The sequence below is a fragment of the Bacillus sp. FSL M8-0350 genome, assembly GCF_038593345.1.
GTDB classification, from domain to species: Bacteria; Bacillota; Bacilli; order Bacillales; family Bacillaceae; genus Bacillus; species Bacillus safensis.
On sequence record NZ_CP151985.1, the window covers coordinates 3,264,052 to 3,287,984 of the forward strand.

The 23,933-nt window shown below is 40.5% G+C and carries 19 protein-coding genes; 10 read left to right on the plus strand and 9 right to left on the minus strand.

Annotation, left to right across the window (positions count from 1 at the left end):
• Positions 1 to 7: 7 nt before the first annotated feature.
• On the minus strand, positions 8 to 940 hold the full coding sequence (hprK, locus tag NSS80_RS17110) for an HPr(Ser) kinase/phosphatase (RefSeq protein ID WP_041115594.1): 933 nt from the start codon (positions 938 to 940) through the stop codon (positions 8 to 10).
• 177 nt (positions 941 to 1,117) lie between these two features.
• On the opposite strand from hprK, the gene nagA reads away from it, so the two are divergent.
• Genes nagA through NSS80_RS17125 form a run of 3 tightly spaced genes read left to right on the plus strand, consistent with a single transcriptional unit; the run spans position 1,118 to position 3,777 of the window.
• Positions 1,118 to 2,311, plus strand: a complete 1,194-nt coding sequence (nagA, locus tag NSS80_RS17115; RefSeq protein WP_252049837.1) for an N-acetylglucosamine-6-phosphate deacetylase — start codon at positions 1,118 to 1,120, stop codon at positions 2,309 to 2,311.
• A complete protein-coding gene (nagB, locus tag NSS80_RS17120) occupies positions 2,308 to 3,033 on the plus strand; it encodes a glucosamine-6-phosphate deaminase (RefSeq protein WP_034281053.1) in 726 nt (241 codons plus the stop codon). Before nagA ends, nagB begins: the two co-directional genes overlap by 4 nt.
• Positions 3,034 to 3,051: 18 nt before the next feature.
• Entirely contained in the window at positions 3,052 to 3,777 is a 726-nt protein-coding gene (locus NSS80_RS17125) for a GntR family transcriptional regulator (protein WP_061110132.1), read from the plus strand.
• Positions 3,778 to 3,807: 30 nt separating this feature from the next.
• Here NSS80_RS17125 and NSS80_RS17130 read toward each other — a convergent pair whose 3' ends face one another.
• The 5 genes from NSS80_RS17130 to NSS80_RS17150 all read right to left on the minus strand — a co-directional run bounded on the left by NSS80_RS17130 (position 3,808) and on the right by NSS80_RS17150 (position 9,784).
• Positions 3,808 to 7,662: a metallophosphoesterase gene (locus tag NSS80_RS17130; RefSeq protein WP_317221813.1), complete on the minus strand. Its 3,855-nt coding sequence runs from the start codon at positions 7,660 to 7,662 to the stop codon at positions 3,808 to 3,810.
• A gap of 95 nt (positions 7,663 to 7,757) precedes the next feature.
• A complete protein-coding gene (locus NSS80_RS17135) occupies positions 7,758 to 8,144 on the minus strand; it encodes a phage holin family protein (protein ID WP_024423577.1) in 387 nt (128 codons plus the stop codon).
• Positions 8,145 to 8,339 (minus strand): PspC domain-containing protein, encoded by a 195-nt coding sequence (locus NSS80_RS17140; RefSeq protein ID WP_024423578.1) that lies wholly within the window; start codon positions 8,337 to 8,339, stop codon positions 8,145 to 8,147.
• A gap of 6 nt (positions 8,340 to 8,345) precedes the next feature.
• A complete protein-coding gene (locus tag NSS80_RS17145; protein ID WP_034281057.1) occupies positions 8,346 to 9,437 on the minus strand; it encodes a DUF4097 domain-containing protein in 1,092 nt (363 codons plus the stop codon).
• An 11-nt stretch (positions 9,438 to 9,448) separates the two neighbouring features.
• Positions 9,449 to 9,784: a hypothetical protein gene (locus NSS80_RS17150; RefSeq protein WP_024427655.1), complete on the minus strand. Its 336-nt coding sequence runs from the start codon at positions 9,782 to 9,784 to the stop codon at positions 9,449 to 9,451.
• A gap of 197 nt (positions 9,785 to 9,981) precedes the next feature.
• Between NSS80_RS17150 and NSS80_RS17155 the strand changes: the two genes are divergently transcribed.
• A complete protein-coding gene (locus tag NSS80_RS17155; protein ID WP_034281058.1) occupies positions 9,982 to 10,212 on the plus strand; it encodes a hypothetical protein in 231 nt (76 codons plus the stop codon).
• Positions 10,213 to 10,242: 30 nt separating this feature from the next.
• On the opposite strand, the gene uvrA is transcribed toward NSS80_RS17155, so the two are convergent.
• The 3 genes from uvrA to NSS80_RS17170 all read right to left on the minus strand — a co-directional run bounded on the left by uvrA (position 10,243) and on the right by NSS80_RS17170 (position 15,651).
• On the minus strand, positions 10,243 to 13,119 hold the full coding sequence (gene uvrA / locus NSS80_RS17160) for an excinuclease ABC subunit UvrA (RefSeq protein WP_025093988.1): 2,877 nt from the start codon (positions 13,117 to 13,119) through the stop codon (positions 10,243 to 10,245).
• Positions 13,120 to 13,126: 7 nt separating this feature from the next.
• Positions 13,127 to 15,112: an excinuclease ABC subunit UvrB gene (gene uvrB, locus NSS80_RS17165; protein WP_024423583.1), complete on the minus strand. Its 1,986-nt coding sequence runs from the start codon at positions 15,110 to 15,112 to the stop codon at positions 13,127 to 13,129.
• Positions 15,113 to 15,405: 293 nt separating this feature from the next.
• Positions 15,406 to 15,651 carry a CsbA family protein gene (locus NSS80_RS17170; protein WP_034281059.1) on the minus strand — a complete coding sequence of 82 codons (246 nt, stop codon included), beginning with the start codon at positions 15,649 to 15,651 and terminating at the stop codon, positions 15,406 to 15,408.
• 281 nt (positions 15,652 to 15,932) lie between these two features.
• Here NSS80_RS17170 and NSS80_RS17175 point away from each other — a divergent pair, with 281 nt between their 5' ends.
• The 6 genes from NSS80_RS17175 to NSS80_RS17200 all read left to right on the plus strand — a co-directional run bounded on the left by NSS80_RS17175 (position 15,933) and on the right by NSS80_RS17200 (position 23,854).
• Complete coding sequence (locus NSS80_RS17175) at positions 15,933 to 18,464, plus strand: PEP/pyruvate-binding domain-containing protein (protein WP_041115589.1); 2,532 nt, start codon at positions 15,933 to 15,935, stop codon at positions 18,462 to 18,464.
• Positions 18,465 to 18,554: 90 nt separating this feature from the next.
• Positions 18,555 to 19,127: a TetR/AcrR family transcriptional regulator gene (locus NSS80_RS17180; protein WP_034281062.1), complete on the plus strand. Its 573-nt coding sequence runs from the start codon at positions 18,555 to 18,557 to the stop codon at positions 19,125 to 19,127.
• A gap of 40 nt (positions 19,128 to 19,167) precedes the next feature.
• Positions 19,168 to 20,502, plus strand: coding sequence for an MFS transporter (locus NSS80_RS17185; protein WP_041115588.1), 1,335 nt, complete (start codon positions 19,168 to 19,170; stop codon positions 20,500 to 20,502).
• Positions 20,503 to 20,775: 273 nt separating this feature from the next.
• Positions 20,776 to 21,759 (plus strand): surface antigen, encoded by a 984-nt coding sequence (locus NSS80_RS17190; RefSeq protein WP_041115587.1) that lies wholly within the window; start codon positions 20,776 to 20,778, stop codon positions 21,757 to 21,759.
• Positions 21,756 to 22,442, plus strand: a complete 687-nt coding sequence (locus NSS80_RS17195) for a response regulator transcription factor (RefSeq protein WP_024426235.1) — start codon at positions 21,756 to 21,758, stop codon at positions 22,440 to 22,442. The genes NSS80_RS17190 and NSS80_RS17195 overlap by 4 nt, the downstream gene beginning before the upstream one ends.
• On the plus strand, positions 22,439 to 23,854 hold the full coding sequence (locus tag NSS80_RS17200) for a HAMP domain-containing sensor histidine kinase (protein WP_041115586.1): 1,416 nt from the start codon (positions 22,439 to 22,441) through the stop codon (positions 23,852 to 23,854). Before NSS80_RS17195 ends, NSS80_RS17200 begins: the two co-directional genes overlap by 4 nt.
• Positions 23,855 to 23,933 lie beyond the last annotated feature (79 nt).

Consider the following 23,933-nt stretch of genomic DNA (forward strand, 5'->3'; position numbering starts at 1 on the left):
TCAACTCCTATTCATCCTGGCCATTGTCTTCAATGACATCGGCAAGTTTACTTGTAAATTGTTCTGCTGCATTATGTCCCATACGTTTCAGCCTGAAGTTCATCGCAGCCACCTCAATGATGACAGCTAAGTTTCGACCTGGCCGTACAGGGATCGTCAGCTTCGGCACATCTGTATCGATGATGCGCATTTTCTCTTCTTCAAGTCCTAAACGATCATACTGTTTGCCTTGTTCCCAAAGCTCAAGGTTCATTACAATCGTAATTCTCTTATAGCTTCTAACAGCGCCTGCTCCAAATAAGGTCATCACATTAATAATACCTAACCCGCGGATTTCCAAAAGATGTTCAATCAGCTCTGGTGCGCTCCCGACTAATGTATCCTGATCCTCTTGACGGATTTCCACGCAATCGTCTGCGACCAGCCGATGTCCCCTCTTCACTAATTCTAAGGCTGTTTCACTTTTTCCTACTCCGCTTTTCCCAATTAATAATACACCTACACCATATACATCTACGAGCACACCATGAATAGCAGTCGTTGGTGCAAGCTTACTTTCTAAAAAGTTGGTCAATCGACTCGAAAGTCTTGTCGTTTTTAGGCTAGATCGTAAAACGGGCACGCCATTTTCATTTGATGCTTCGATTAATTCCTTCGGGACATCACGATCTCGTGACAAAATAATCGCAGGGGTAATATCTGTACAAAGAGACATCATTCTCTGCTTTCGTTCGCGTTCTGGGAGCCGTTCAAAAAAAGAAAGCTCTGTTTTCCCTAAAAGTTGAACTCTTTCTTTTGGGTAATATGTAAAATAACCAGCCATTTCAATACCTGGTCTGGAAAGATCACTGATTGTAATGGGACGATTAATCCCTTCTTCCCCACTTACCAGTTCAAGATGAAATTGTTCCATTATGTCCTTCGTACGAACTTTCGGCACGCTTCTTCCTCCTTTTATCACAGGCGATTCAGAAATACAGCTCTATTTTATCACTTTCAATGATGAACCCAAAACAGTATTTTATCCTGTTCCTGTTTGACCGCCCTAACTGGTATAGACAACTATACTTAAAAAGAGTAAACTTAAAGTAAAGATAACGAATAAGGGGGCTCAAACATGAGCGGTTCTTTATTGCTCTCCAATATTCATATTGTGACAAAGACAAAGATCATTGAAAACGGTTTTGTCGGTTTACGCGATGGCAAGATTGACTATATTTCAACATCTCCACCGACAGGAAATTATGAAAAAGTATATATTTCCCGGGAAAACTTTTATTTACTCCCTGGAATGATTGATATTCACATCCATGGCGGATATGGTGCAGACATGATGGATGCGACAGCAGAAGCAATGAATACACTCGCTGACAACCTTCCGTCCGAAGGAACGACAAGTTTTTTAGCGACAACCATCACACAAAACCATCATGAGATTGAGCAGGCACTTAAAAATGTCGCTCAGTGGAAACAAAGTAATGAAGCACAAGCAGGAAGTCAGGCACAATGTATAGGAATCCACCTAGAAGGTCCATTTATTTCTAAAGATAAGGCAGGGGCACAGCCTGTTCAATGGATTAAACAGCCCGATATTCCGCTTTTTAAAAAATGGCTGGATGCTTCTGAACAGCTCATTCGAATTGTCACGTTTGCGCCTGAGGAAGACACAGATTTTGCTTTCCTTTCCATGTTACAGGAAATGAACATGATCCCTTCTATTGGACATACGAATGCCCATCATGACATGGTGAATTTAGCAGCTAAGCATGGTGCACGCCATGTAACACACCTTTATAATGCACTGAGTTCGTTTCAGCATCGTGAACCGAATGCTGTAGGTGCTGCTCTTACGAATGAGAACCTTTATACCGAGCTGATCACAGATGGGATTCACTCCCACCCTCTTTCCATCAAGCTTGCGTATTTGGCAAAAGGAAGTGATCGTTTGATCATGATCACAGACTCAATGCGTGCAAAAGGTCTTGGGGATGGAACATACGAATTTGGCGGTCAGACGGTCACAGTCAGCGGCGAAAAAGCATTGCTGGACGATGGTACACTTGCAGGATCAATTTTGCGAATGAAAGATGGCGTCAAACGGATGAAACAGCTCACAAATTGTGAATGGACAGAGATTGCGAAGATGACTTCAACCAATGCAGCCGCTCAACTGGGTCTTGACCAACAGCTCGGTTCCATCGAAATTGGAAAAATAGCAGATTTGGTGATTTGGGATGAATCTGGTGAACTGATGATGACGATCTGCCGTGGACAAATCGTCTTTGAAAAAAAGGAGGCCAACCACTCATGAACATCATCGAATTTGAAAGCAAAGATCAATTAGGAAAAGAAGCAGCTGCCATTATTGCAAGAACAATAGCTGCTAAACCCGATGCCGTACTCGGCCTAGCAACGGGCGGTACACCTATTGAAACTTACAAAGAGTTAATTCAACTTCATCAAGCGAATCAACTGTCTTTCAAGCAAACAAAAACAATCAATTTAGATGAATATGCAGGACTCAATCCAGAACACGAAAATAGTTATATGACCTACATGAAACGTCATTTATTTGACCATATTGATCTCCCTCAGGATCAGTATTTTCTTCCAAATGGCAAAGCAGCTCATTTAGAAAAGGAATGCTTAAGATATGACCAGCTCATTGAGGATGTAGGCGGCATCGATCTTCAGCTCCTTGGAATCGGTCAAAATGGGCATATCGGTTTTAACGAACCAGGTACCCCTTTCAACTCAAAGACTCATGTCGTGCAGTTAGATGAAAACACGAGACAGGCTAACGCAAGATACTTTTCTTCTATTGATGAGGTACCTACACATGCCATCACAATGGGAATCGCGAGCATTCTTTCAAGTAAAAAGATTCTCCTTCTTGCTTCGGGAAAATCAAAAGCGAAAGTGATACAATATTTAGAACGGGCAGAGATTCATCCGGACTTCCCAGCGTCTGCACTGAAACTTCATGAAGATGTAACGGTTATGATTGATCGAGAAGCTGGATCACTACGCTAAAAACGAGAGGATTTTCACATGTTTATTGATAAGCAGTCACCTATTCCGATGTACCATCAGATTATGGAGAACTTGAAAAAGCAGATTGAGGATGGAACATTAGCACCTGATACACTCATTCCTTCTGAAAGAGAATATGCCGAACGCTTTGGTATTAGTCGAATGACTGTCAGACAAGCCTTATCGAATCTTGTGAACGAAGGATATTTGTATCGTCAAAAAGGAAAAGGCACCTTTGTTAGCCGGAAAAAATTTGAACAGCCGCTTCAAGGCTTAACAAGCTTTTCAGAGGATATGCGCCAGCGTGGGCTCAAAGCATCAAGCCAGCTGATTGACTTTAAAAAAACCGCATGTCCAGAGCACTTGCTGCCCGTCTTACAGCTGACTAATAGTGATGCTGTATTTGAACTAAAACGGATACGCCTTGCAAATGATGAACCGATGGCGATTGAAACGAGCTATATACCTGAAAGATTTGCAGGAGATTTAACAAAGGAACATTTAACTGGCTCTTTATATGAATATATTGAAACTCACACTGGCCATGTCATTGCTCATGCCAAACAGGAGCTTGAAGCCAATGTTGCCTCAAAGGAAGAAGCACACTTGCTGTCTATTCTAGCAGGAGACCCTGTGCTGTCCATAACAAGAACGACTTTTTTTCAACAAGACATTCCATTTGAGTATGTTGTTTCCGTTTATAGAGGGGATCGTTACAAGCTCATTCATACAATGGAAAGATAAACAGTGCCCCTGACACGGAGCACTGTTTTTTTATTTCCTAAGAAATTTTATTTCGTCATCATCTTTTGTATGAATTTTCCATATTGGTGAAATGGCTTTTCCTTGAAAACGATCTTTTGCTACAGTGTACCAATAATAATCTTCATTTGGCTTTAAGCCCTTCCACTCAAAGCTTGCTTTTTTGCCGCTTTTTATGCCTCGAGCCTCTCCTAGAAGAACATTCGTATACACATTGAGTTCAAAATAATTGGTTTTGACAGATTTCATTTTCGGTGTCAAATCCACATCGATTGAAAATTCATCCTGATCTCCATACGTTTTAGGATCATAAAAATGCTCTTGATTCAAGTAAGGAGAGTATGTCGTAAAGTGAAGCTGATTTTTTTCTTGATCGGCTGTTATCACCCTCATAAACCCTTGACCACCTTCAGGTCCTGACTGATAATCGGCGAGTATTTGATATACTTTCCTGTCTACTTTTCCATCATGGTCATCATCAAGCTCATCTACTTTCCTGCTTGCTCCATGATAATGGCCGCTAAATACGGCCACAATATTAGGATGACGTTTCACCACTTGGTGGAAGATGAGGTCGCCAATCGGGCTTCGGTTGCCGCTCACTAACAAATACTCATGGAAATTTAAAATGACGATACGATCTGGATGCTCAGAAATGACACGGTTTAACCAATCAATTTCATCTTGCTTAATCCCCCAGCCCATGTACACCATCATATAATCATTGCCGCCGGCAGAGATGAGATCATAATGACCTTTATTGTTTCGATAGGATTCACCATAGTAAGGCTTATCCGCAAAGCGTTTTTCCCCGAAATATTTTCCGTATTCCGCATATAAACCATCCTTGTGTCTAACATCATGATTTCCTGCTAAAACACCATAGGGAATGTGATTCTCATCTAATACACGCATAAACATATCAGCACGGTGCCATTGCTTATCCTTTGAATCATCCACAATATCGCCTGTATGGAACACATATTGAATGTTTAATTTTTCCCTTTGATCTCTGATCCATTCGACCATTTGTTTAAAGATATGAGGATAGCTCTTTGCATAATATTGAGTATCAGACATCCATATCATCTTATATGGCTTTTGCGATTTGCTGATTTCATCCTGTACTAGCAAATCAAACGTTTGATTCTTCATGTACTGTCTGACTGACAGCAGCCCTTTCAGGTAAAATTCCTTTTGATCCTTGGCAAAATGATGAGTGATTTTATCCCACTTTTCCTGCTGGTGATTCCACGCGTACATTGTCACCTTTCTCCCTGACAAGGAACTCCCTTTCCATACAGCTTCGACGACATCCTTTTCACGTACATCATGATGAACCTTAATTTGAAAACGATGATAAGGAAAGCGCTGTAAATCCTTCGTTTCAACTGACTTCCCATCAACAAATGCAATGCGGTTCCTTTCTTGATCAGAAAAAATCATTTCTCCTTTTTGGAGATAACTCTTAGGCGGTTCTGTCTCTGCTGCATACTTAAAAATCTTCATTAAAGGATGCAGCGATGTATATTGATAGGCACGATAAAAAGAGTAATCTAACTTATCATTCGTTGGATCCTTGGTTAGCACAGTTTGTTTTGATGATTTCATTTTCGTCTTATCTGCCACCCGCTCTGGTGTTTCAGGATGCTCATGTACCGTCTTGAACTCTTTTTTCAACGTCGACATGTTCCCCGCAGCGTCTTTTGCTTTAATTGTAAACGTGTGCTTTCCAGGCTTTAATTCACTAGAGGACGTCTGATATGGCAAAGAAACTGGTTTGCCATCTACATATGCCTTCAACTCCTCTATGTCACTCCAGCGATCCGTTACTTTTGCTTTTAATGTAAAGGCGCCTTTATATTGATCCTTTGCTTGTACGTTGGTCTTAATTCTCGGCCCAGTGTTATCAACTTTCACACGTACTGAAGCGTGCTCGTCTGAGGTTTTGGCCTCAATCAGGTGCGGCCCTTCTTTCAGCCTTTTTGTGTCCCACTTTATATAGGTTGAAATATACGCCTCTTTTGGAATTTCAAATTGAAACGTTCTCACCTTTTTTGCGTTCCCGCTGTCTCCCATTCTCCATTCTTTTTGCGGCTTCGCATTGATTGGCGGAATTTGTGTTCCATTTGATAAAATCATCCTGACGTTTTTCAATTCAAAATCATCATGATTCTCTCCAGGCAGCCGGTCCACCGGAGAAGACTTTGTGCCAGCGTGAAAAGAGATCGTTTGGAGACCTGCCTTTTTTATCTCTTCTTCGGGTATTGGCATTGTATAGGTACGGTACACTTTTGTCGAATCATCAAAAATAGAAAGTAAACGCCTACCTATAGACACACCATTTTTAAAATATAAATTTGTTCCTTTGACATCAAATGCGATATATGGATCTGCTTCAAGGGCAGAGGATACTTGCTGATTCCGTTTTCCATCTATCCGTAATTCGATGCTTTTTTTCTGATCAGACGTTGCCTTTAATGAAAATAAACCTGATACCGTATCTCCCTCTTCTACATTGAATCGCAGACCGTGGGCTTTACTGACTTGTTCCACATCAATCGTTTTTTTCAACGTCTTGGCTTCATTTTCGCCGTCTGACGCTTCAAGCTGATACTCCAATTGTTCTTTCCCAATCAACTCAGGTGAATAAATAATATGATGAAATAGCCGGTCATTATGGTCTTTTTGCAGCAGTATTTCCTTAAACGGATCTTTTCGATTCGTTCGATAGCGCAGCTTGACGGTTTTTACGGCCTGATCATCTTGGACATCTGCTTTAATCTCTACACTTTCAGTTGGTTTCACCGGTTTCCTTACCGTCATATCTTCAATCACAGGTTTATGGATATCTTGAGAAATTCCCTTTTTTTCCGATGGAATTTGTGCTTTTAGCACTTTACCTGGAGTGGGTTCTTCCTCAATTTTCGAAATCAGCTTCGTCTGCGTCGTACCATCCATTGGATACTTAAACAGCAAGGATTTATGCTCGCTAAACCATGATGGCTTCAAACGAAATGCGGCAGAAGAAATCTCTTCACCTATATTTGTTGTGATCGAAACAAGACGAGATTTCGAGTTGGACAGCCCTTTGCTCTCGATAATGGATAGATGCTCGCCCTCTTTTAATTGGCTTTTGTACATAGCATTAAAGTCCGCTGCAGTTAAATGCTCCTGCCCTTTTTTTCTCAGCCAGAATACATAAGGTTTTCCAGGTGAAATGGTGACTGGATTTGTGTGAAAGGAATATACATCATCCATTTCGATGCCCTGTGCAGGATTGCGGTATCGGAGCTGATAATGTTTAAGAGAGATAGGCACATGTGTCGTGTTATACACTTCGATAAACTCAAAAGCATCTTTGCCTTTTCGATTTTTTGAATTGACGACAATTTCTGTGATAAATAAGTCCGGAATATGCGACAGATCCTCTTCAAATCCATTTAAATGAACCGATTTCTCAGCCGTTTTGATCACTGATTTTTGCGTAAGGAACTCTGTATAGTAACGAACGGTTGGATTCCATAATTGATCTGGCGGAATTTTCGCTGTAAATTCTGGCTTCATTCCTGGCAGCCGTTCCATTGGAATCAAGCGGTACCCCAGTTCATCACTTTGTTTATAGTACAAGTTCGCAGACAAAATCTGTTCTTGGTCACTAATGGACGCTCGAAACTGAAGATCATGGCTTTTCCCTTGAACCGGGCGGACGTCCACATGAAATTGGTCAAAGATAAAAGGAGAAAAAGGCTTGTCCGGTACATTCACTTCTGTTTGAAGAAAAGGCCCTGCTGAAGCAGGCTGACTGAAACAAAAAAGAATGATAAAAAAACATAAAAGCATGATTTGTCTGCTCACGTTCACCATCTTGCACCGCCTCCCTCCGGATATTGTGTCTCCTGAAGGTGGTTTTTATGTCAGATGGAACGGAGAAAACGATACAAATTTGCACAAAAAAACCGTTAGCTTTTTTTCGCTAACGGCTCTACAATTCCTTTTTGTATCAACAGATGGAAAATGGATAAAATGACAGCCATCCAAATGGCCGTTCCGAACCCATCAATGTTAAAGCTATCTCCCATAAAGCTCGATGTCATCATGAGTGTAATGGCATTGATGACAAATAAGAACAATCCAAGTGAAAGGACGGTCACTGGAAGTGTTAAAATGATCAAAAACGGCTTCACTAAAATATTGAGCAAGGACAAAATGATACTTGCCACAATGGCTGCGCCAAACCCTTCAATATACACGCTCCCGAGCCCAGGCAGAATGCCCGAATCAAAATATCCAGCAATGACGATTAAAAGTAATGCATTTACTAAAATACTGACGATCCATCTAAGCATTTATTTAGTGCCTTCTTCCGGAACAACAAAATACCAGATGAAGTAGATCAGGAAGATCGGCATAAATGCTGTCAAAAATCCGATGATGACGGTTAAAATGCGAAGCAGGGATGCATCCACACTTAAATATTCCGCAAGTCCACCAACAACACCCGCTATTTTTTTATCTGTTGCTGAACGATAAAGCTTCTTCATGTAGAATCACTCCTTGTCTGATTGGTGCTTTACTTGTATTGAGCCTGTTTTTGTTTCTGCAAAAATGGATATACTGTGCACCGCTTGTTGATTGGCTTTGATCATTTTCTCTTTTTGTAATGTTTCATTTTTCTCTTTAATCATCTCTGCATCAAGTAAATCGTGAGAGATAGACCCAAGATTGCTTTTCAGCTCAGCGGTCACTGCACAAGCACGCGGGATTTGAACGTCCACACTGCCTGTTGTCGTTTTCGCATAGATGGAACGGCACTTTTCATCTGACAGCTGAACAGCAATATTTCCATTAAAGCTTTGGGCATCAATTGATTCACTTTTCCCACGCAGGTCTATGAGCCCATTGATGGTTTCTACTTCAATCATACCACACTCATGATCTGCCAGTTTGATTTGTCCGTTTGCTGTTTCAATTCCGACTTTTTCTGCTTGTAACGAAGCAAAAGAGACAACCCCATTTGTCGTTTTCGCGGCAAGTTCTTTTGTCTTTAGCTTTTCCCCGCGAATCGGTCCATTAAACAGCTTGACCTTAATCTTATCGTATTGGATACGCGGTACGTATAATGTAACATTGACTTTCATCGTCTTCTTTTCGGTTCGAATAAAAAATTTATCTCCTTCAAGCCCGCAGTCCAATTGATTGAGAAATTGCTGTCTTGCCTGCTCCCCATCCTCTGCACGGTAAATCTTTGCATGACACTCTGCTCGAATATCTCGATCGTCCCAAGGCATCACGTTGAGACTACCGTTCGCCAATTGAATATCTAAATGAGAAAGCGATGCATCTTTGAACTGAAAAATGTGCTCAACATCAACTGACTGTCCAAAGTTCAAATCAAGATCCACGTCTTTTACCTTTTTCACCGCAGAATCTAACCAGCCAAACAGCTTTGCACCAAGATTTTCGGTACCATTTCCTTTGCTCTCTGCTCCAGCTTTTTCTTCATGAAAGCTGTGATCAGCCGTAGACTTTTCTAATGAGACTGACTGACCTTCTTCTAGTTTTTCCAGCAGCGTAATTGCTTCTTTTGCTGATAATACTCCGTCTTCTACTAATTTTAAAATTCGTTCTTTTTCATTCATACAAAGCCCCCCTAAGATTTGATGGATTGAAGTACTTTAATCCCTTGAATGATATTCCAAATGACAGAGATCAAAAAGCCAATGACTACTAAAAAAGACAAGATGAACACCGTCATGACTGGAATGAGCGAGTCACCTGCCTGGGTCGTCAATAAAAATGGGATAGACCCAAAAATCAACAGAATGCACGCTGCGACCGGCAAAAGATGTGACCATAATGCCCGCAATGCGTGCCGCTTCGTTTCCTTTTGATCTACTACAAAAAACGCCACGATCGGTACGATAAACGGCATAAACAATACACTAAAATAACAAATAGAAGCAATAATCGACTGATCTCTATTCATATATATTCGCTCCTTCATAACGAAAATTCCTTTCTAACTCATACGTTTATTGCGTATAAAAAGTTTCAAAATCATTCGATTTACATATGACCTTAGACACAAATTATTTCTTTTTGCACCTAAGAGTAGATTCTTCACAGATTACCCTTTAAAATATGTTGAAAAGATGGTGATTATCATTATAGGGGGTAATTATTTTGACAGATCATCATAATTCAAACCACACGGCTCAAACGCTTTTAGACCTTATACAGAAACAAAAAAGCATGAACAGCGATATGATCAAGGAGCTTGAGACCATTCATCCGTCTCATCCAAAGTATGGTGATATCCGTTATTTAAAGGTACTGCTCGACAGCAGCAGCACCCATATTTTAAAGGATTTAACGCACCTCAGTAATTTAATGCCGAAGGAAGATGTGCAATAAAAGAAAACCCCTCTTATCGAGGGGTTTTCTTTATGAAGAAGTTACACTTTCCGTTTCTTTAACCAGTTGTTTCATGCGTTTACGGTCACGCTCTAAAATAGGCTTCAAGTATTTTCCTGTGTAAGATGCTTCTTCTTTTGCAATGTGCTCAGGAGTGCCAGAGGCAATGATCGTTCCGCCGCCTGCACCGCCTTCTGGTCCGAGATCAACAAGGTAATCAGCAGCCTTGATAATATCAAGGTTGTGCTCAATGACCAACACCGTATCTCCATTTTCAACCAAACGCTGAAGCACTTTTAATAAACGGGCAATATCATCCACATGCAAACCTGTTGTCGGCTCGTCCAAAATATAAAGAGACCTTCCGTTTGAACGGCGGTGAAGCTCAGATGCCAATTTCACGCGCTGCGCCTCTCCTCCGGACAATGTCGTTGCAGGCTGTCCAAGTGTAATGTATCCTAGCCCCACATCATAAATCGTTTGAAGCTTCCGCTTAATTTTCGGGATATTCTCGAAAAATTGGAGTGCATCCTCCACGGTCATTTCAAGCACATCAGCAATGTTTTTTCCTTTATATGTGACCTCGAGTGTTTCGCGGTTATAACGTTTCCCGTGACACACTTCACAAGGCACATACACATCTGGCAAAAAGTGCATTTCAATTTTAATGATGCCATCCCCGCGGCACGCCTCACAGCGGCCGCCTTTGACGTTAAAGCTGAATCTGCCTTTTTTATAGCCTCGTACCTTTGCTTCGTTGGTTTGTGCAAACACATCCCGCACATCATCAAAGACACCTGTATACGTGGCAGGGTTGGATCTTGGTGTACGGCCAATTGGAGATTGATCAATATCAATGACCTTATCTAAATGATCCATTCCTTTAATTTCTTTGTGCTGCCCTGGCTTCGCTTTCGCTCTGTGCAATTTTTGCGAAAGTGATTTTAATAGAATTTCATTCACAAGCGTACTTTTCCCTGAGCCGGATACTCCGGTCACAGCTGTAAAAACGCCAAGAGGAAACTTCGCATTCACGTTTTTCAGGTTGTTTTCTTTTGCACCTTTTATCTCAATATAGCGGCCGTCAGGCTTTCTTCTCTCAATTGGCAGCGGGATAAATTTCTCACCAGATAAATATTGTCCTGTTAAGGATTTCGGGTCCTTCATGACTTCTTCTGGCGTTCCAGCTGAAATCACTTCTCCCCCATGAACTCCTGCTCCAGGTCCAATATCTATTAAATAATCAGCGGCTAGCATAGTATCTTCATCATGCTCCACGACAATTAGTGTGTTCCCGATGTCGCGCATGTTTTTCAACGTCCCGATCAACCGGTCATTATCGCGTTGATGCAGACCAATGGATGGTTCATCTAATATATAAAGAACACCTGTCAGCCTTGACCCGATTTGAGTCGCCAGGCGAATCCGCTGCGCCTCTCCGCCTGATAGTGTGCCAGCGGACCGGCTCAAATTCAGATAATCTAATCCCACATTATTTAAGAAGGACAAACGCTCTTTGATTTCACGTAAAATGAGCTGGGCAATCTGCAAATCTTTCTCAGACAACTCAATTTTTTCATAGAAATCAAGGGCATCAGAGACAGACAAATCGGTGATTTCTCCGATATGCTTGCCATTGATGAGAACCGCCAGCGTTTCTTTTTTCAGACGATATCCTTTACATGTCGGACATGGCTGATTGGCCATATATTTTTCCATTTGTTCACGAATATAATCAGAGCTGGTTTCCTTATAACGCCGTTCAATATTACGAAGAACGCCTTCAAACTCAATTTCATTTTCACGTACCTGACCAAAATCATTTTCATATTTAAAATAAATCCGTTCAGATCCGCTTCCATATAAAATTTTATCAAATAAATGCGATGGGATATCTTTCACTGGAATGTCCATGTCGATGCCATAATGTGTACAAACAGCCTCAAGAAGCTGCGGATAGTATTGCGAGCTTTGCGGCTCCCATGGTGCAATGGCATGCTGCCGTAAAGTCAGATCCTTATTAGGAATGACAAGCTCAGGGTCGACTTCCAGTTTTGAACCGAGCCCATCACAGCTCGGGCAGGCACCAAAAGGACTATTAAATGAAAACATTCTCGGCTCAAGCTCACCAATAGAGAACCCGCAATGCGGACAAGCATGATGTTCGCTGAATAACAGCTCTTCTTGTCCAATCACATCAATCATCACTCGGCCTTCGCCCAGCCGCAGAGCCGTTTCAAGGGAGTCAGACAGCCGAGCAGCAACGCCTTCCTTCACGACAATTCGATCAATGACTACTTCAATGGAATGCTTTTTGTTCTTTTCAAGCTCGATATCTTCTGAAAGGTCTTCCATCTCTCCATCGACTCTCACTCGTACATAGCCCTGCTTCCGAATTTGATCAAGCACTTTCACATGTGTTCCTTTGCGGCCGGATACAACTGGCGCAAGCACTTGTAATTTCGTTCTTTCAGGATACTCTAAAATACGATCTGTCATCTGCTCAATCGTTTGTGACGTAATTTCAATCCCATGTATAGGACAAATAGGTTTTCCGACTCGAGCATACAAAAGACGCAAGTAATCATAAATTTCAGTAACAGTACCAACTGTTGATCTAGGGTTTCGGCTCGTCGTTTTCTGGTCAATACTAATCGCCGGAGAAAGACCTTCAATGGCATCTACATCCGGTTTATCCATCTGCCCAAGAAATTGGCGTGCATACGCTGAAAGAGATTCAACGTACCTGCGCTGACCTTCTGCATAAATCGTATCAAAGGCAAGCGACGATTTTCCTGAACCAGATAATCCCGTAATGACCACTAGCTGGTCACGCGGGATATTGACATCAATATTTTTAAGGTTGTGGGCTCTAGCACCTTTCACCTCTATTCGTTCCATAGCCATCAGGCAATCATCCTTCCGCTTTTAGCTCTAGCAGTAGATCTCTTAATTCTGCTGCTTTTTCAAAATCAAGCGCTTTTGCTGCATCTTTCATTTCCATCTCGACTTTTTCGATCACTTTTTCTCGTTCTTTTTTGCTCATTTTCGAAAGTTTTGGTGCTGCTTTTGTTTCATATTCTTCTGAATCCTCATGTATCTTTGTCGCCTTAATGACATCTCGAATTTTCTTATGGATCGTTTGCGGTGTAATCCCGAATTTCTCGTTATATGCTTCTTGCTGTTCTCGTCTTCGCTTCGTTTCTTGAATCGCAATGTCCATCGATTTCGTCATATTGTCTGCATACATAATGACCCGGCCTTCAGCATTTCTCGCTGCACGGCCAATCGTCTGGATGAGGGATCTTTCAGAGCGTAAAAAGCCTTCTTTATCCGCATCTAAAATGGCCACGAGCGACACTTCTGGAATATCCAGTCCTTCACGAAGAAGGTTGATTCCAACAAGCACATCATATTTACCGAGACGCAGATCACGGATAATCTCAATCCGCTCAAGGGTCTTAATCTCTGAATGCAGGTAATTCACCTTGATTCCGATTTCTTTTAAGTAATCTGTGAGATCCTCAGACATTTTCTTCGTCAGTGTTGTCACGAGCACACGCTCATTTTTCTCAACTCGTGCATGAATTTCTCCAATTAAGTCATCAATTTGTCCTTCAATCGGACGAACTTCAATAATTGGATCAAGTAATCCTGTTGGACGGATAATTTGTTCCACAACCTCTGGTGTTTTCTCAAGCTCGTATGGACCAGGCGTTGCTGATACATGCACAATATGATTGATATGCTTTTCAAACTCATCAAAGGTGAGCGGTCTGTTATCAAGTGCTGATGGCAGGCGGAATCCGTGATCAACCAACACTTGCTTTCTAGCTTGGTCCCCGTTGTACATGGCGCGGATTTGCGGAATCGTCACATGCGACTCATCGACAACAATCATAAAATCATCTGGGAAATAATCAAGCAGTGTGTAAGGTGTTGAACCAGGAGGACGCAAGGTCAGATGTCTTGAATAGTTCTCAATTCCTGAACAAAAGCCCATCTCTCTCATCATCTCAAGGTCATATCTTGTCCGCTGCTCAAGGCGCTGCGCTTCAAGCAATTTTCCATTTTCACGAAGCTTTTCAAGCTGTTCTTCTAGCTCTTGTTCAATATTGATAATTGCTTTTTCCATTTTTTCTTCTCTTGTGACGAAGTGAGATGCTGGGAAAATCGCCACATGATCACGATCACCAAGTATTTCTCCAGTCAGCGCATCCACTTCACGAATACGTTCAATTTCATCACCGAAAAACTCCACTCTGATACAATGCTCATCTCGTGAAGCAGGAAAAATCTCAACGACGTCTCCTCGGACTCGGAAGGTTCCGCGCTGAAAATCTATATCATTACGAGAATACTGAATATCCACCAGCTTACGAAGAAGCTGATTGCGTTCAATCTCCATTTCAGTACGCAAAGACAGCACAAGCTCTCTGTATTCCTCTGGCGAACCTAAGCCATAAATACAGGACACACTGGCAATGATGATGACATCTCTTCTCTCAAATAACGAGGACGTAGCCGAGTGTCTCAGCTTATCAATCTCATCATTGATGCTGGCATCCTTCTCAATAAATGTATCGGTCTGAGGCACATATGCCTCTGGCTGATAATAATCATAGTAACTCACAAAATATTCAACAGCGTTATTAGGGAAAAATTCCTTGAATTCGCTGTATAACTGACCGGCAAGTGTCTTATTATGCGCAATGACAAGTGTCGGTTTGTTCACTTCTTTGATCAGGTTGGAGACAGTAAAGGTCTTTCCCGTACCTGTAGCACCTAACAGCGTTTGATGCTGTTTCCCCTGATGGATCCCCTCAACAAGCTTTTCAATCGCCTTTGGCTGATCTCCTTGGGGCTGATAGTTAGAAACTAATTCAAAGCGGTCACTCACATCAAAGCCTCCGTTTCGTTTACGAAATCTATCTAATGAATATATTATCATAAAAGAACACAAAAATACGAACTAAAGTTCGGCTCTTACTTGATTTTTATTTCCAATACAGTCATACCCTCTCTCCCATGGCAAATAACCCTCTTAAGAAAACCTTCCTTTCAGTATGGAACATTTTGGAGTGAGATATTCGATGAGCAGAAAAAGAAAGCTGCGCTTACTAGAAATCGTAAGCACAGCTCTTGTTTAAAACATGTCATTTTTCAGCCATCATGCTCTTGATGGCGATGACATCATTGATTTTTTTCAGCTTTCTCTCTTTTTTCGATTTCTTTCTTAGCCATAAACAAAGCCCCAGCTACTAAAGAAATAATATCTAATCCCACAATAAAGTAGGTTTCTGTATATCCCTTCATGTACGAAGCAAATAAAAGCGCTGCTGTTAACGCAATGCCCACGTAATGATTGTAAGTAACCTTTGAAAATAAAATAACGAGCAGGAAAGGAAAAACTAGTGCAAATATGGCTTTTGTAATCACAAAAACCCTCCCTCTTCATGGTCTACTTCCTTGATTATAGTAAAGATTGGCATATTGAACAATTCACAGTTTTCAATTTCGCCTTTTTTCTTCATGTTCGGAGACTTTTGTTGTAGAAGAAGAAGTAAATTAGTGAGATTGTCCCCTTTGTAAAGATAGGTCTTTCCGTCTTTGACAATAACATCCAATCAATTCTATGATTAAAATGATAGTGCGCACTATCATTTTGGAAAATAGAGAGACATACAAACCATTGGCTATTTGGATAAGGGGGCATTCCCATGTATTCAGTTTTATTTCATGCGGCTGAAGAATCCGCATCACTCGCAGGGGCAAAAGGCCTGAATTTAATCAAATTAAACAATCACGGCCTGCCAGTCCCAGATGGATTTATTATCAAAACCAACAGCTTTGCAAGCTTTCTTTCATATCACAATCTGCAGCCAGCAGAACAAAACCTTTCTCAAAAAATCAAAGAAGCATCGTTTCCTTTACAAATGGAAGCAGAGCTGCTTTCGTCCTTTCAATCCTTGCGGAAGACTTACCCCTCAGTTGCAGTCAGATCCTCTTCTGTTGCTGAAGATCTCGAAGGCGCCTCATTTGCAGGACAGTACGAGACCTATTTAAATATCAAAACAAATGAAGAGTTTTTACAGGCAGTCAAAGAATGCTGGTCTTCTTATTTTGCAGCGAGGGTCACAGAATATAAGGAAGAGATGAATGAAAACGAGGAAGAGATGCCGCTCATGGCCGTTGTCGTTCAAGGATTGATCCATTCTGACGTCTCCGGTGTCATCTTTAGTGAGAATCCCGTATCGGGGAAAACAAATGAAATGATGCTGACCGCAAGCTACGGATTGGGAGAAGCAATTGTCTCCGGTCTTGTGACACCAGACACGTTTATTGTAGATAAAGAGAACTTTTCGATTGAAAAAACACTTGGGGCGAAAGAGCTGCAAATTGTTCCTTTCCAAGAGGGTGTCATCGAGGAGTCGGTATCGGAGGAAATGGCTGGCCAGTTTTGCCTGAACGATGATCAATTGAAAGAAATCACACAAATCACGAAACAAGTAGAAGAACTTTACGGACATGGAGTCGATATCGAATTCGGAATTGCAGGTGGGTCGTTTTATTTACTTCAAGCAAGGCCGATTACTACAGCTCTTCCAAAAGCAGTAAATGAAACAGCAGGTGCTTCTTTTCAAATGAAACCAGAAGAGCTTCAGGATTTCTGGATTTCAATGGATGATCATATGCCTGGTCCAACGAGCCCTCTTTTCTCAAGTCTGATCATACCAGCCTTAAAAAGCGGGATGAAGAAAAATGGAGAAAAGTATCAAGTACCTGATATGAACATCAAAGATATTAAGCTTTACAGAGGCCACCTATACTCAGCACCGGATCTGCCACAAGCGGAAGAGGGAGCTGCACCCGTTTTTAATGAAAGTATATTTGAGTTATTTCCACATTTAAGTGAACGGATGTATGAGATTCTAGAGAAAAATTTCTTTCCATTTTACGAAAAACTCGATCGCCAAATGAATGAACCTATGACCATTGAAAAAGCCATCATTGGCTTTGAAGAATTAAAGGATTTTTATATCCAAGCATATGATGATCATTTTGATATCGTCATACCACAAGTCATTCTATCAGCCATCATTGAAGACATGCTTGTCACGTATACTGGTGACCAAACCCAAGTCGTCTTGCTTCATGAAATGATGATAGGTGTGATGAACAAATCTCTTGAAACAGACAAGGTGCTATCTGATATCGCAAAGGATGTCCTTCAAGATCCAGAACTTCACCAAGCATTTATTCATCATGAAAAGAACTCGGAGCTGTTACATGCGCTCAATCACTCGGAAAAAGGAAGGCATTTCATTTCGAAATTGGAGGGTTTTCTCCAAGTTTACGGCTGGCGATCTATTAAAAGTCATGACCTTACAGATGAGACTTGGGCAGAAAACCCAGAGTTTATATTAGATATCATCAGAAATAATATCCATTGCCATTGTGATTTTGATGAAGAATTTGCAAAAGCAGTTATCAAAAGACAAGAGACGTATAAACATTTTATCAATCAAGTGAAGGATGAATCGTTTAAAACAAAATTTGAGACGCTGTATCAGTTTGCCCTTCAAGCAGCGAATATCCGAGATGACCACCACTTCTACATTGATGCCATGTTAGATGCAAAGGCCCGGGTATATCTATTAAAAATTGGTGAACTTCTTGTACAAAAAGGAGCCATTCCTCATCAAGAAGATCTTTGGTATCTCTACGATGAAGAGGTACAAAAAGCGCTCACAACGTCTATCTCATTTAATTCGGTTATCCAGCAAAGAAAGATAGAAATGAAGGAAAATGAAGACATTCAACCACCGGCTTACATTGGCACACCAACTGAAGCTGAACTGCAGCAGGTAGAAAGAATGCTTGGTTCATTAAGAGAAAATGAAAACAACACACACGATGTGATCCATGGAATTGGCGCATCCAGCGGTATTGTTTCTGGAAGAGTAAAAGTCATTACATGTGCTGACGAATTCTCACAATTTCAAAAGGATGATATTTTAGTTTGTAAAACGACCACACCTTTATGGACGAGCTTATTTAGAGATGCAAAAGCAGTCATCACCGATGCTGGAGGCATTTTATCTCATTCAGCTATTATCGCAAGAGAGTATATGATGCCAGCTGTCTTAGGTACTAGAATAGCAACTGAAACACTTCAATCCGGTGACCTTGTGACAGTAGATGGCAGCAATGGACGCATTCAGATTTTAAAGCAGCATTCGCGTGTATAAACTTATCATTTTGGATGATATTGGCGGTCATAGGTTTTATCGGTATACTTACTTTGTTGCAAACACATTCATAACCTGAGGTGAGTATGCTTGTTAAAATCTACAAATCAACGAATCATTCGCGCAACAATGGATTTATTAACTGAAAAGGGCTATCAAAAAACAACAACCAAAGAAATAGCGACAAAAGCGAATGTGAGTGAAGCAACTATTTTTCGCAACTTTAAAAACAAACGCGGCGTCATTGCTGCCATTATGAAAATGAAATCAACACCGACAAAAATCCTAGAAGCAGAATTCAAAGGCGATTTATACACCGATTTGAAGTTTCTCGGTACCTATTTCCTTGAAGATTTGACTTCCAAAAAAGAATTTATTTATATCAGCATGCGAGAACCGGCTATGTTTAAGGATTTAACCAGTCATGAAAAGATTTACCCTCAAGAACTGAGAGAAATGCTCATACAATATTTCAAAAAGATGGGTGCCGAGCATCATGTATTAAAAGGAAATGAAGACATTTATGCAGACATCTTCATTAGTACGTATTTCGGATTTTTCATTCAGCAGCTAGAGCAAGATTTTCAACTCGTTCTCACACAAAAAGAAGATTTTATTGAAATATGCACACACATTTTCATGAGAGGAATTTCTCCCGCTTAAAGGGTGGAATTCTTCTTTTTTACAAAAGGTGGTATACACATTGAGGTTAAAAAAAGAGAGTTTCGTCATCTTTTCTTTGTTGCTTGGAGCTATACTAGTTCCCGTCAATTCAACGATGATCGCTGTCGCTCTATCATCCATATCAACTTATTATGATCAATCTCTTGCAAACATCACTTGGGTTGTCACAATTTATCTTATTGTCATGGCAGTCACTCAACCTATCGCTGGTAAGTTGGGAGATATATACGGACACAGGCGAATGTATTTAATTGGGGTCATGCTCTTTTTAATTGGCTCAATTGGATGTGCTTTAGCTCCTAATCTAGCTTTTCTCATCACTTTTCGTTCCATTCAAGCAGCTGGCGGTGCTATTTTAACACCGAATAGCATTGCATTGATTCGTGCAACAGTATCCCCCGAAAAACTGTCTAAAACAATGGGGTATTTTGGATTTGGAGCCGGTATTGGTGCCGCACTTGGACCTTTTATTGGTTCGATTCTTATTCAGAGTTTTGATTGGCACTCTATATTCTTTGTCAATATCCCATTCTTGTTCCTTACACTTGTTACCGGCGTATTACTCATTCCGAAAACAAAGCATACACGCTTACAAGCAAATGTAGACATCACTGGTTCAATATACTTAACCATCGGGATTGCCACACTCATTCTATGCACTAAAAGCCAATTGCTAAATGAATACTTGATCTATGGAATTCTAGCGTTGATCGTCATTCCTTTATTCTTTAAACATGTACGAAAAGTAAAGAATCCGATCATCGATTTGTCGCTTTTTAAAAACAGTTCATTTACAAATGCAAACCTGTCGATCATGCTGAGTAATTTTGTGATGTATGCCATTCTTCTAATCATGCCGCTGTTTATGGAACAACAACTTGCACTTTCTCATACACAAAGCGGTATTATTCTATCAGTATTTTCTCTTTGCATGTCTATTAGCGGCTTGTTAGGGGCAAGACTCCATCCGAAAAAAGGCGCGAAAAAAATGATTGGCTTTTCATTTCTCTGTCTCACTTTATCAGGCATCATGTTAATCACACTCAGTCAGTTCCCTACCTTACCACTGCTTATCGTGACACTTGTCGCAGGTGGAATTTCATCAGGTATTGGGATGACCAGTATGCAGATGGCTTCTTTAACGTCTGTTGATCAAAGCTTATCTGGTTCAGCATCTGGCATTTTCTCTACCTTTCGATATTTTGGCAGTATCATTTCGTCTACATTGATTGGGATCATGAGTGGTTTTCAATCTTTATTTATTGTATTAATGGGTGCAGGCATTCTTGGTTTCTTTTTATCTCAACGTGTAAGAACCAAATCCACCTCCCCATCATCCGAACATTCCGCCTAATGACTCCCTTGCTCTATGTTTCTTTAGAGCGGGGAGTTTTCGTCATTTGTATCACTGTAAACTATAGCGAGTGCATCCATCAAATCCTGAAAATCATCTTTTAAGAAAGAAAAAATGGCATATGATCCAGACAAAAAAGGAACTTCAGGTACAAATGGTCTCCCTCACTTACCTAAAAGCTTTTTTTCATTCTTTCAGCATAGATAACTTCAATTTTTTTTCACAATTTTTGTGGTATGATTTTGAAAATAGAGAACGCAAAGGAGCGGAAGAATGGTACGTGTGAAATATGTTTTGATCTGTTTATCAGCTCTACTTTTATTCGTTACAGGCTGTGGAAAAGAACAGCAATTTACGCCGCCAGGCAGCTCTCAATCCATCGCTGTCATCTCTCAATTAAAAAAAGCCTCCTTTTCAATAGTTGATATACAAAAAAATAAAATGCTCTCTTCTGTGGATTTAAAACACCCACTCACTGATCTTATTCAAATCAATAAAGACGTCATCATCGCTACTAGTAAAGAGGGAGAATCCCTTATCGAAATTAATCTAAAACACGGGACAGCAACAGATTATATGAATGTGGATAAAGGACTGACTTCCCTTACATATGATGCAGCTTCTCATACATTAATCGCTGCCAACTCACAGAAAAATGTCGTTTATTTTATTGATACGGAGCGCAAAAAAATAAAATCAACTGTAAAAACTGGAAAATTACCTTCTTCTATGACTCTTTCTTCGTCAGGTATTTTATTTGTTTTAAATGCAGAAAGTCATACTGTCTCCGTCATAGATATTGAAAAGGAAAAAAATATACGTACGTTTTCTGTACTTGAACGGCCTTCTGGGATTCATTTTGATGGACAGTCCATTTGGATCGGCGGTCATGGTAAACAAGGCACCTTAAATAAGAGTATTTTTGCTTATGACCCTAAAACAGGCAAGAAACAGCGAGAAATAAAGCTAGGCGTTATGCCTGTTGCATTTTTTCCAGAGAAAAATTCTTCTACTTTATATGTACTATGTCATGGAGATCATACGCTATACAAAGTAGATACCAAAACAAATAAACAGCTTGCTTCTGTTGAAACTGGTCAAAATCCGAATTATATCACTGCTGATACGACATCAATTTATGTGAGTAACTTGGATGACAACTCAGTATCCATCATCGATAAACACTCACTTATCATGAAAAATCAACTGAATGTCCCATCAGGACCTTATGCTATCGTGTTGGAGGAAAAGAAATGAAGGAACAAATGCGTATTTTAATCGTAGATGATGAGCTTGATATGCTTGAGTTAATCGGGTCTTTTTTAAAGAGACATGGCTTTCACATTATCACTGCGAATAATGGAAAAGATGCCCTGCATCAGCTTGAAAAGGAAGCTGTTGATCTTGTTGTATTAGATATCATGATGCCTGACATGGATGGATTTGAAGTCTGTCAGCGTATTCGACAAACATCTCAAATACCGATTTTATTTTTAACAGCGAGGAGTTATGAAGAGGACCGAATTAGAGGACTTGAAATTGGAGCGGATGACTACATCATGAAGCCTTTCAGTCTGCGTGAGCTTGCAGCAAGAATCGAAACCACTCTGAGACGAATTAGAGGTCTTTCGCTAAAGCGCAGCCGAATACAGATTGGTGACATGGAGATTGATCAAGATGGAAGACAAGTTTACCTCCATCAACAGCCCGTTAATTTAACAAGAAGAGAATTTGATTTACTCATGTTTCTTTTGCTCAACCAAGGACAAGTGTTTTCACGAGAACACCTTTATCAAAAATTGTGGGAATCACATTCAACGAGCGGCTCTTTAAGAACTGTCGATACACATATCAAAACGCTGCGACTGAAATTAAAGGAAGCAGAACGATATATTAAAACCGTTTGGGGTGTCGGCTATAAGTTTGAGGAAGAAGAATGAAGCCATTATCGATTAAAAAGAAAGTACTCTTCTTAATCCTTGCAGTGATCGGAATCGTTGCAGCCTCAGCGCTTGCCCTTACCTTTTACTTATACCAGCACTTATATATTGATAAACAGATCGATTCCTTAAGTTTGCAAGGTAAGAAGCTGGCAGAAATCTATCACACACACGGGAAAGACAAGTATTTTACCGACAGAATGAAATGGGCAAATGACTCAAGTCAGGCGAACGTTATTTTTACAGATGATCCAATGGAGCTTTCAAGTGGTCTTCCTTTTGATACGGACACAAATGATAATCTCATTACGTTCAAGGAACGCCAAAAGCTCCTTCAAGGTGAAACCGTCGTGTTAATTCGAGAACACCCAAAGTTTCACCAAGATATTCTTGGCATCGCCATCCCTGTTTTCTCAAGCAATGATGATCTATCGGGAACTATTTTCCTCTCCATGCCCTTATCAGATGTATATGAACCCTTTGTCCAAATTAGATTGACGCTTGGCATATCCATCTTAATGATTCTGCTCCTGATATTCGTGATCGGGTATAAGAGCTCCAATAAAGTAGTGCAGACAATTAATAAAATGAAAGAAATTGCAATGGAAATGGAATCTGGTGATTTCTCAAAACGAATGGCCGTAACCAAAAAAGGAGATGAGTTAAACCAGCTCAGCCGCTCCTTTAATAAACTGTCTTCAACCCTCGAAAAAGTTGAACAGCACCGCAGGGAATTTCTTGCGAATGTCTCTCACGAACTTAGAACGCCTTTAAGTTATATGAAAGGCTATGCAGAAGGAATTGAAGAAGGGATCATTGATCAAAAAAAGGGAATGCAAATCATCCAAGATGAGGCCACACGTTTAAGCCGGCTTGTGCACGACCTTTTAGATCTTGCACAGTTAGAAGGTGACTCTTATCCACTTACGATGGAGCCAATCGTCTTTGCACAGCTCATCCACGATGTTCTTGATCAAATGGCATTCATCGCTGACAAAAAAAGCATTACTTTCAAACGAACGCTTGAAGAGGATTGTATTGTTTATGGTGATAGCGACCGTCTCCAACAAGTAATACGTAATTTACTCGATAATGCCATTCATTACACGCCATCTGGAAAATCAATATCGATTGAATTACAAGTTCACCAAGGTGTTGCTGAATTGAAAGTGACTGACGAAGGCAGCGGTATTCCAAAAGAAGATCTCCCACATGTTTCCGAGCGATTTTATCGTGTAAATAAAGCACGAACAAGAAAGGATGGCGGTTCTGGCCTTGGACTAGCCATTGTCTATCAAATCATTAAAAAACATCATGGAACATTCGACATTCAATCTGAACCTGGCTTTGGTACGACAGCCATCATTCAACTTCCCAATGCTCCATTCAATGAGAGCTCACCTACTCTATAGCTACTCACATATTTTAAAATATCATTTGGAATTACTACTTTATCAATAAATTCAGTATCCATAGGATTTTCTACAACTT

Coding starts and splice junctions, on each gene's coding strand:
- nagA (WP_252049837.1), top strand. CDS start 1,118: ATGAGCGGTTCTTTATTGCTCTCCAATATTCATATTGTGACAAAGACA.
- NSS80_RS17195 (WP_024426235.1), top strand. CDS start 21,756: ATGAAGGAACAAATGCGTATTTTAATCGTAGATGATGAGCTTGATATG.
- nagB (WP_034281053.1), top strand. CDS start 2,308: ATGAACATCATCGAATTTGAAAGCAAAGATCAATTAGGAAAAGAAGCA.
- NSS80_RS17130 (WP_317221813.1), bottom strand. CDS start 7,662: ATGGTGAACGTGAGCAGACAAATCATGCTTTTATGTTTTTTTATCATT.
- NSS80_RS17150 (WP_024427655.1), bottom strand. CDS start 9,784: ATGAATAGAGATCAGTCGATTATTGCTTCTATTTGTTATTTTAGTGTA.
- NSS80_RS17125 (WP_061110132.1), top strand. CDS start 3,052: ATGTTTATTGATAAGCAGTCACCTATTCCGATGTACCATCAGATTATG.
- NSS80_RS17190 (WP_041115587.1), top strand. CDS start 20,776: ATGGTACGTGTGAAATATGTTTTGATCTGTTTATCAGCTCTACTTTTA.
- uvrA (WP_025093988.1), bottom strand. CDS start 13,119: ATGGCTATGGAACGAATAGAGGTGAAAGGTGCTAGAGCCCACAACCTT.
- NSS80_RS17140 (WP_024423578.1), bottom strand. CDS start 8,339: ATGAAGAAGCTTTATCGTTCAGCAACAGATAAAAAAATAGCGGGTGTT.
- NSS80_RS17175 (WP_041115589.1), top strand. CDS start 15,933: ATGTATTCAGTTTTATTTCATGCGGCTGAAGAATCCGCATCACTCGCA.
- NSS80_RS17200 (WP_041115586.1), top strand. CDS start 22,439: ATGAAGCCATTATCGATTAAAAAGAAAGTACTCTTCTTAATCCTTGCA.
- NSS80_RS17135 (WP_024423577.1), bottom strand. CDS start 8,144: ATGCTTAGATGGATCGTCAGTATTTTAGTAAATGCATTACTTTTAATC.
- NSS80_RS17145 (WP_034281057.1), bottom strand. CDS start 9,437: ATGAATGAAAAAGAACGAATTTTAAAATTAGTAGAAGACGGAGTATTA.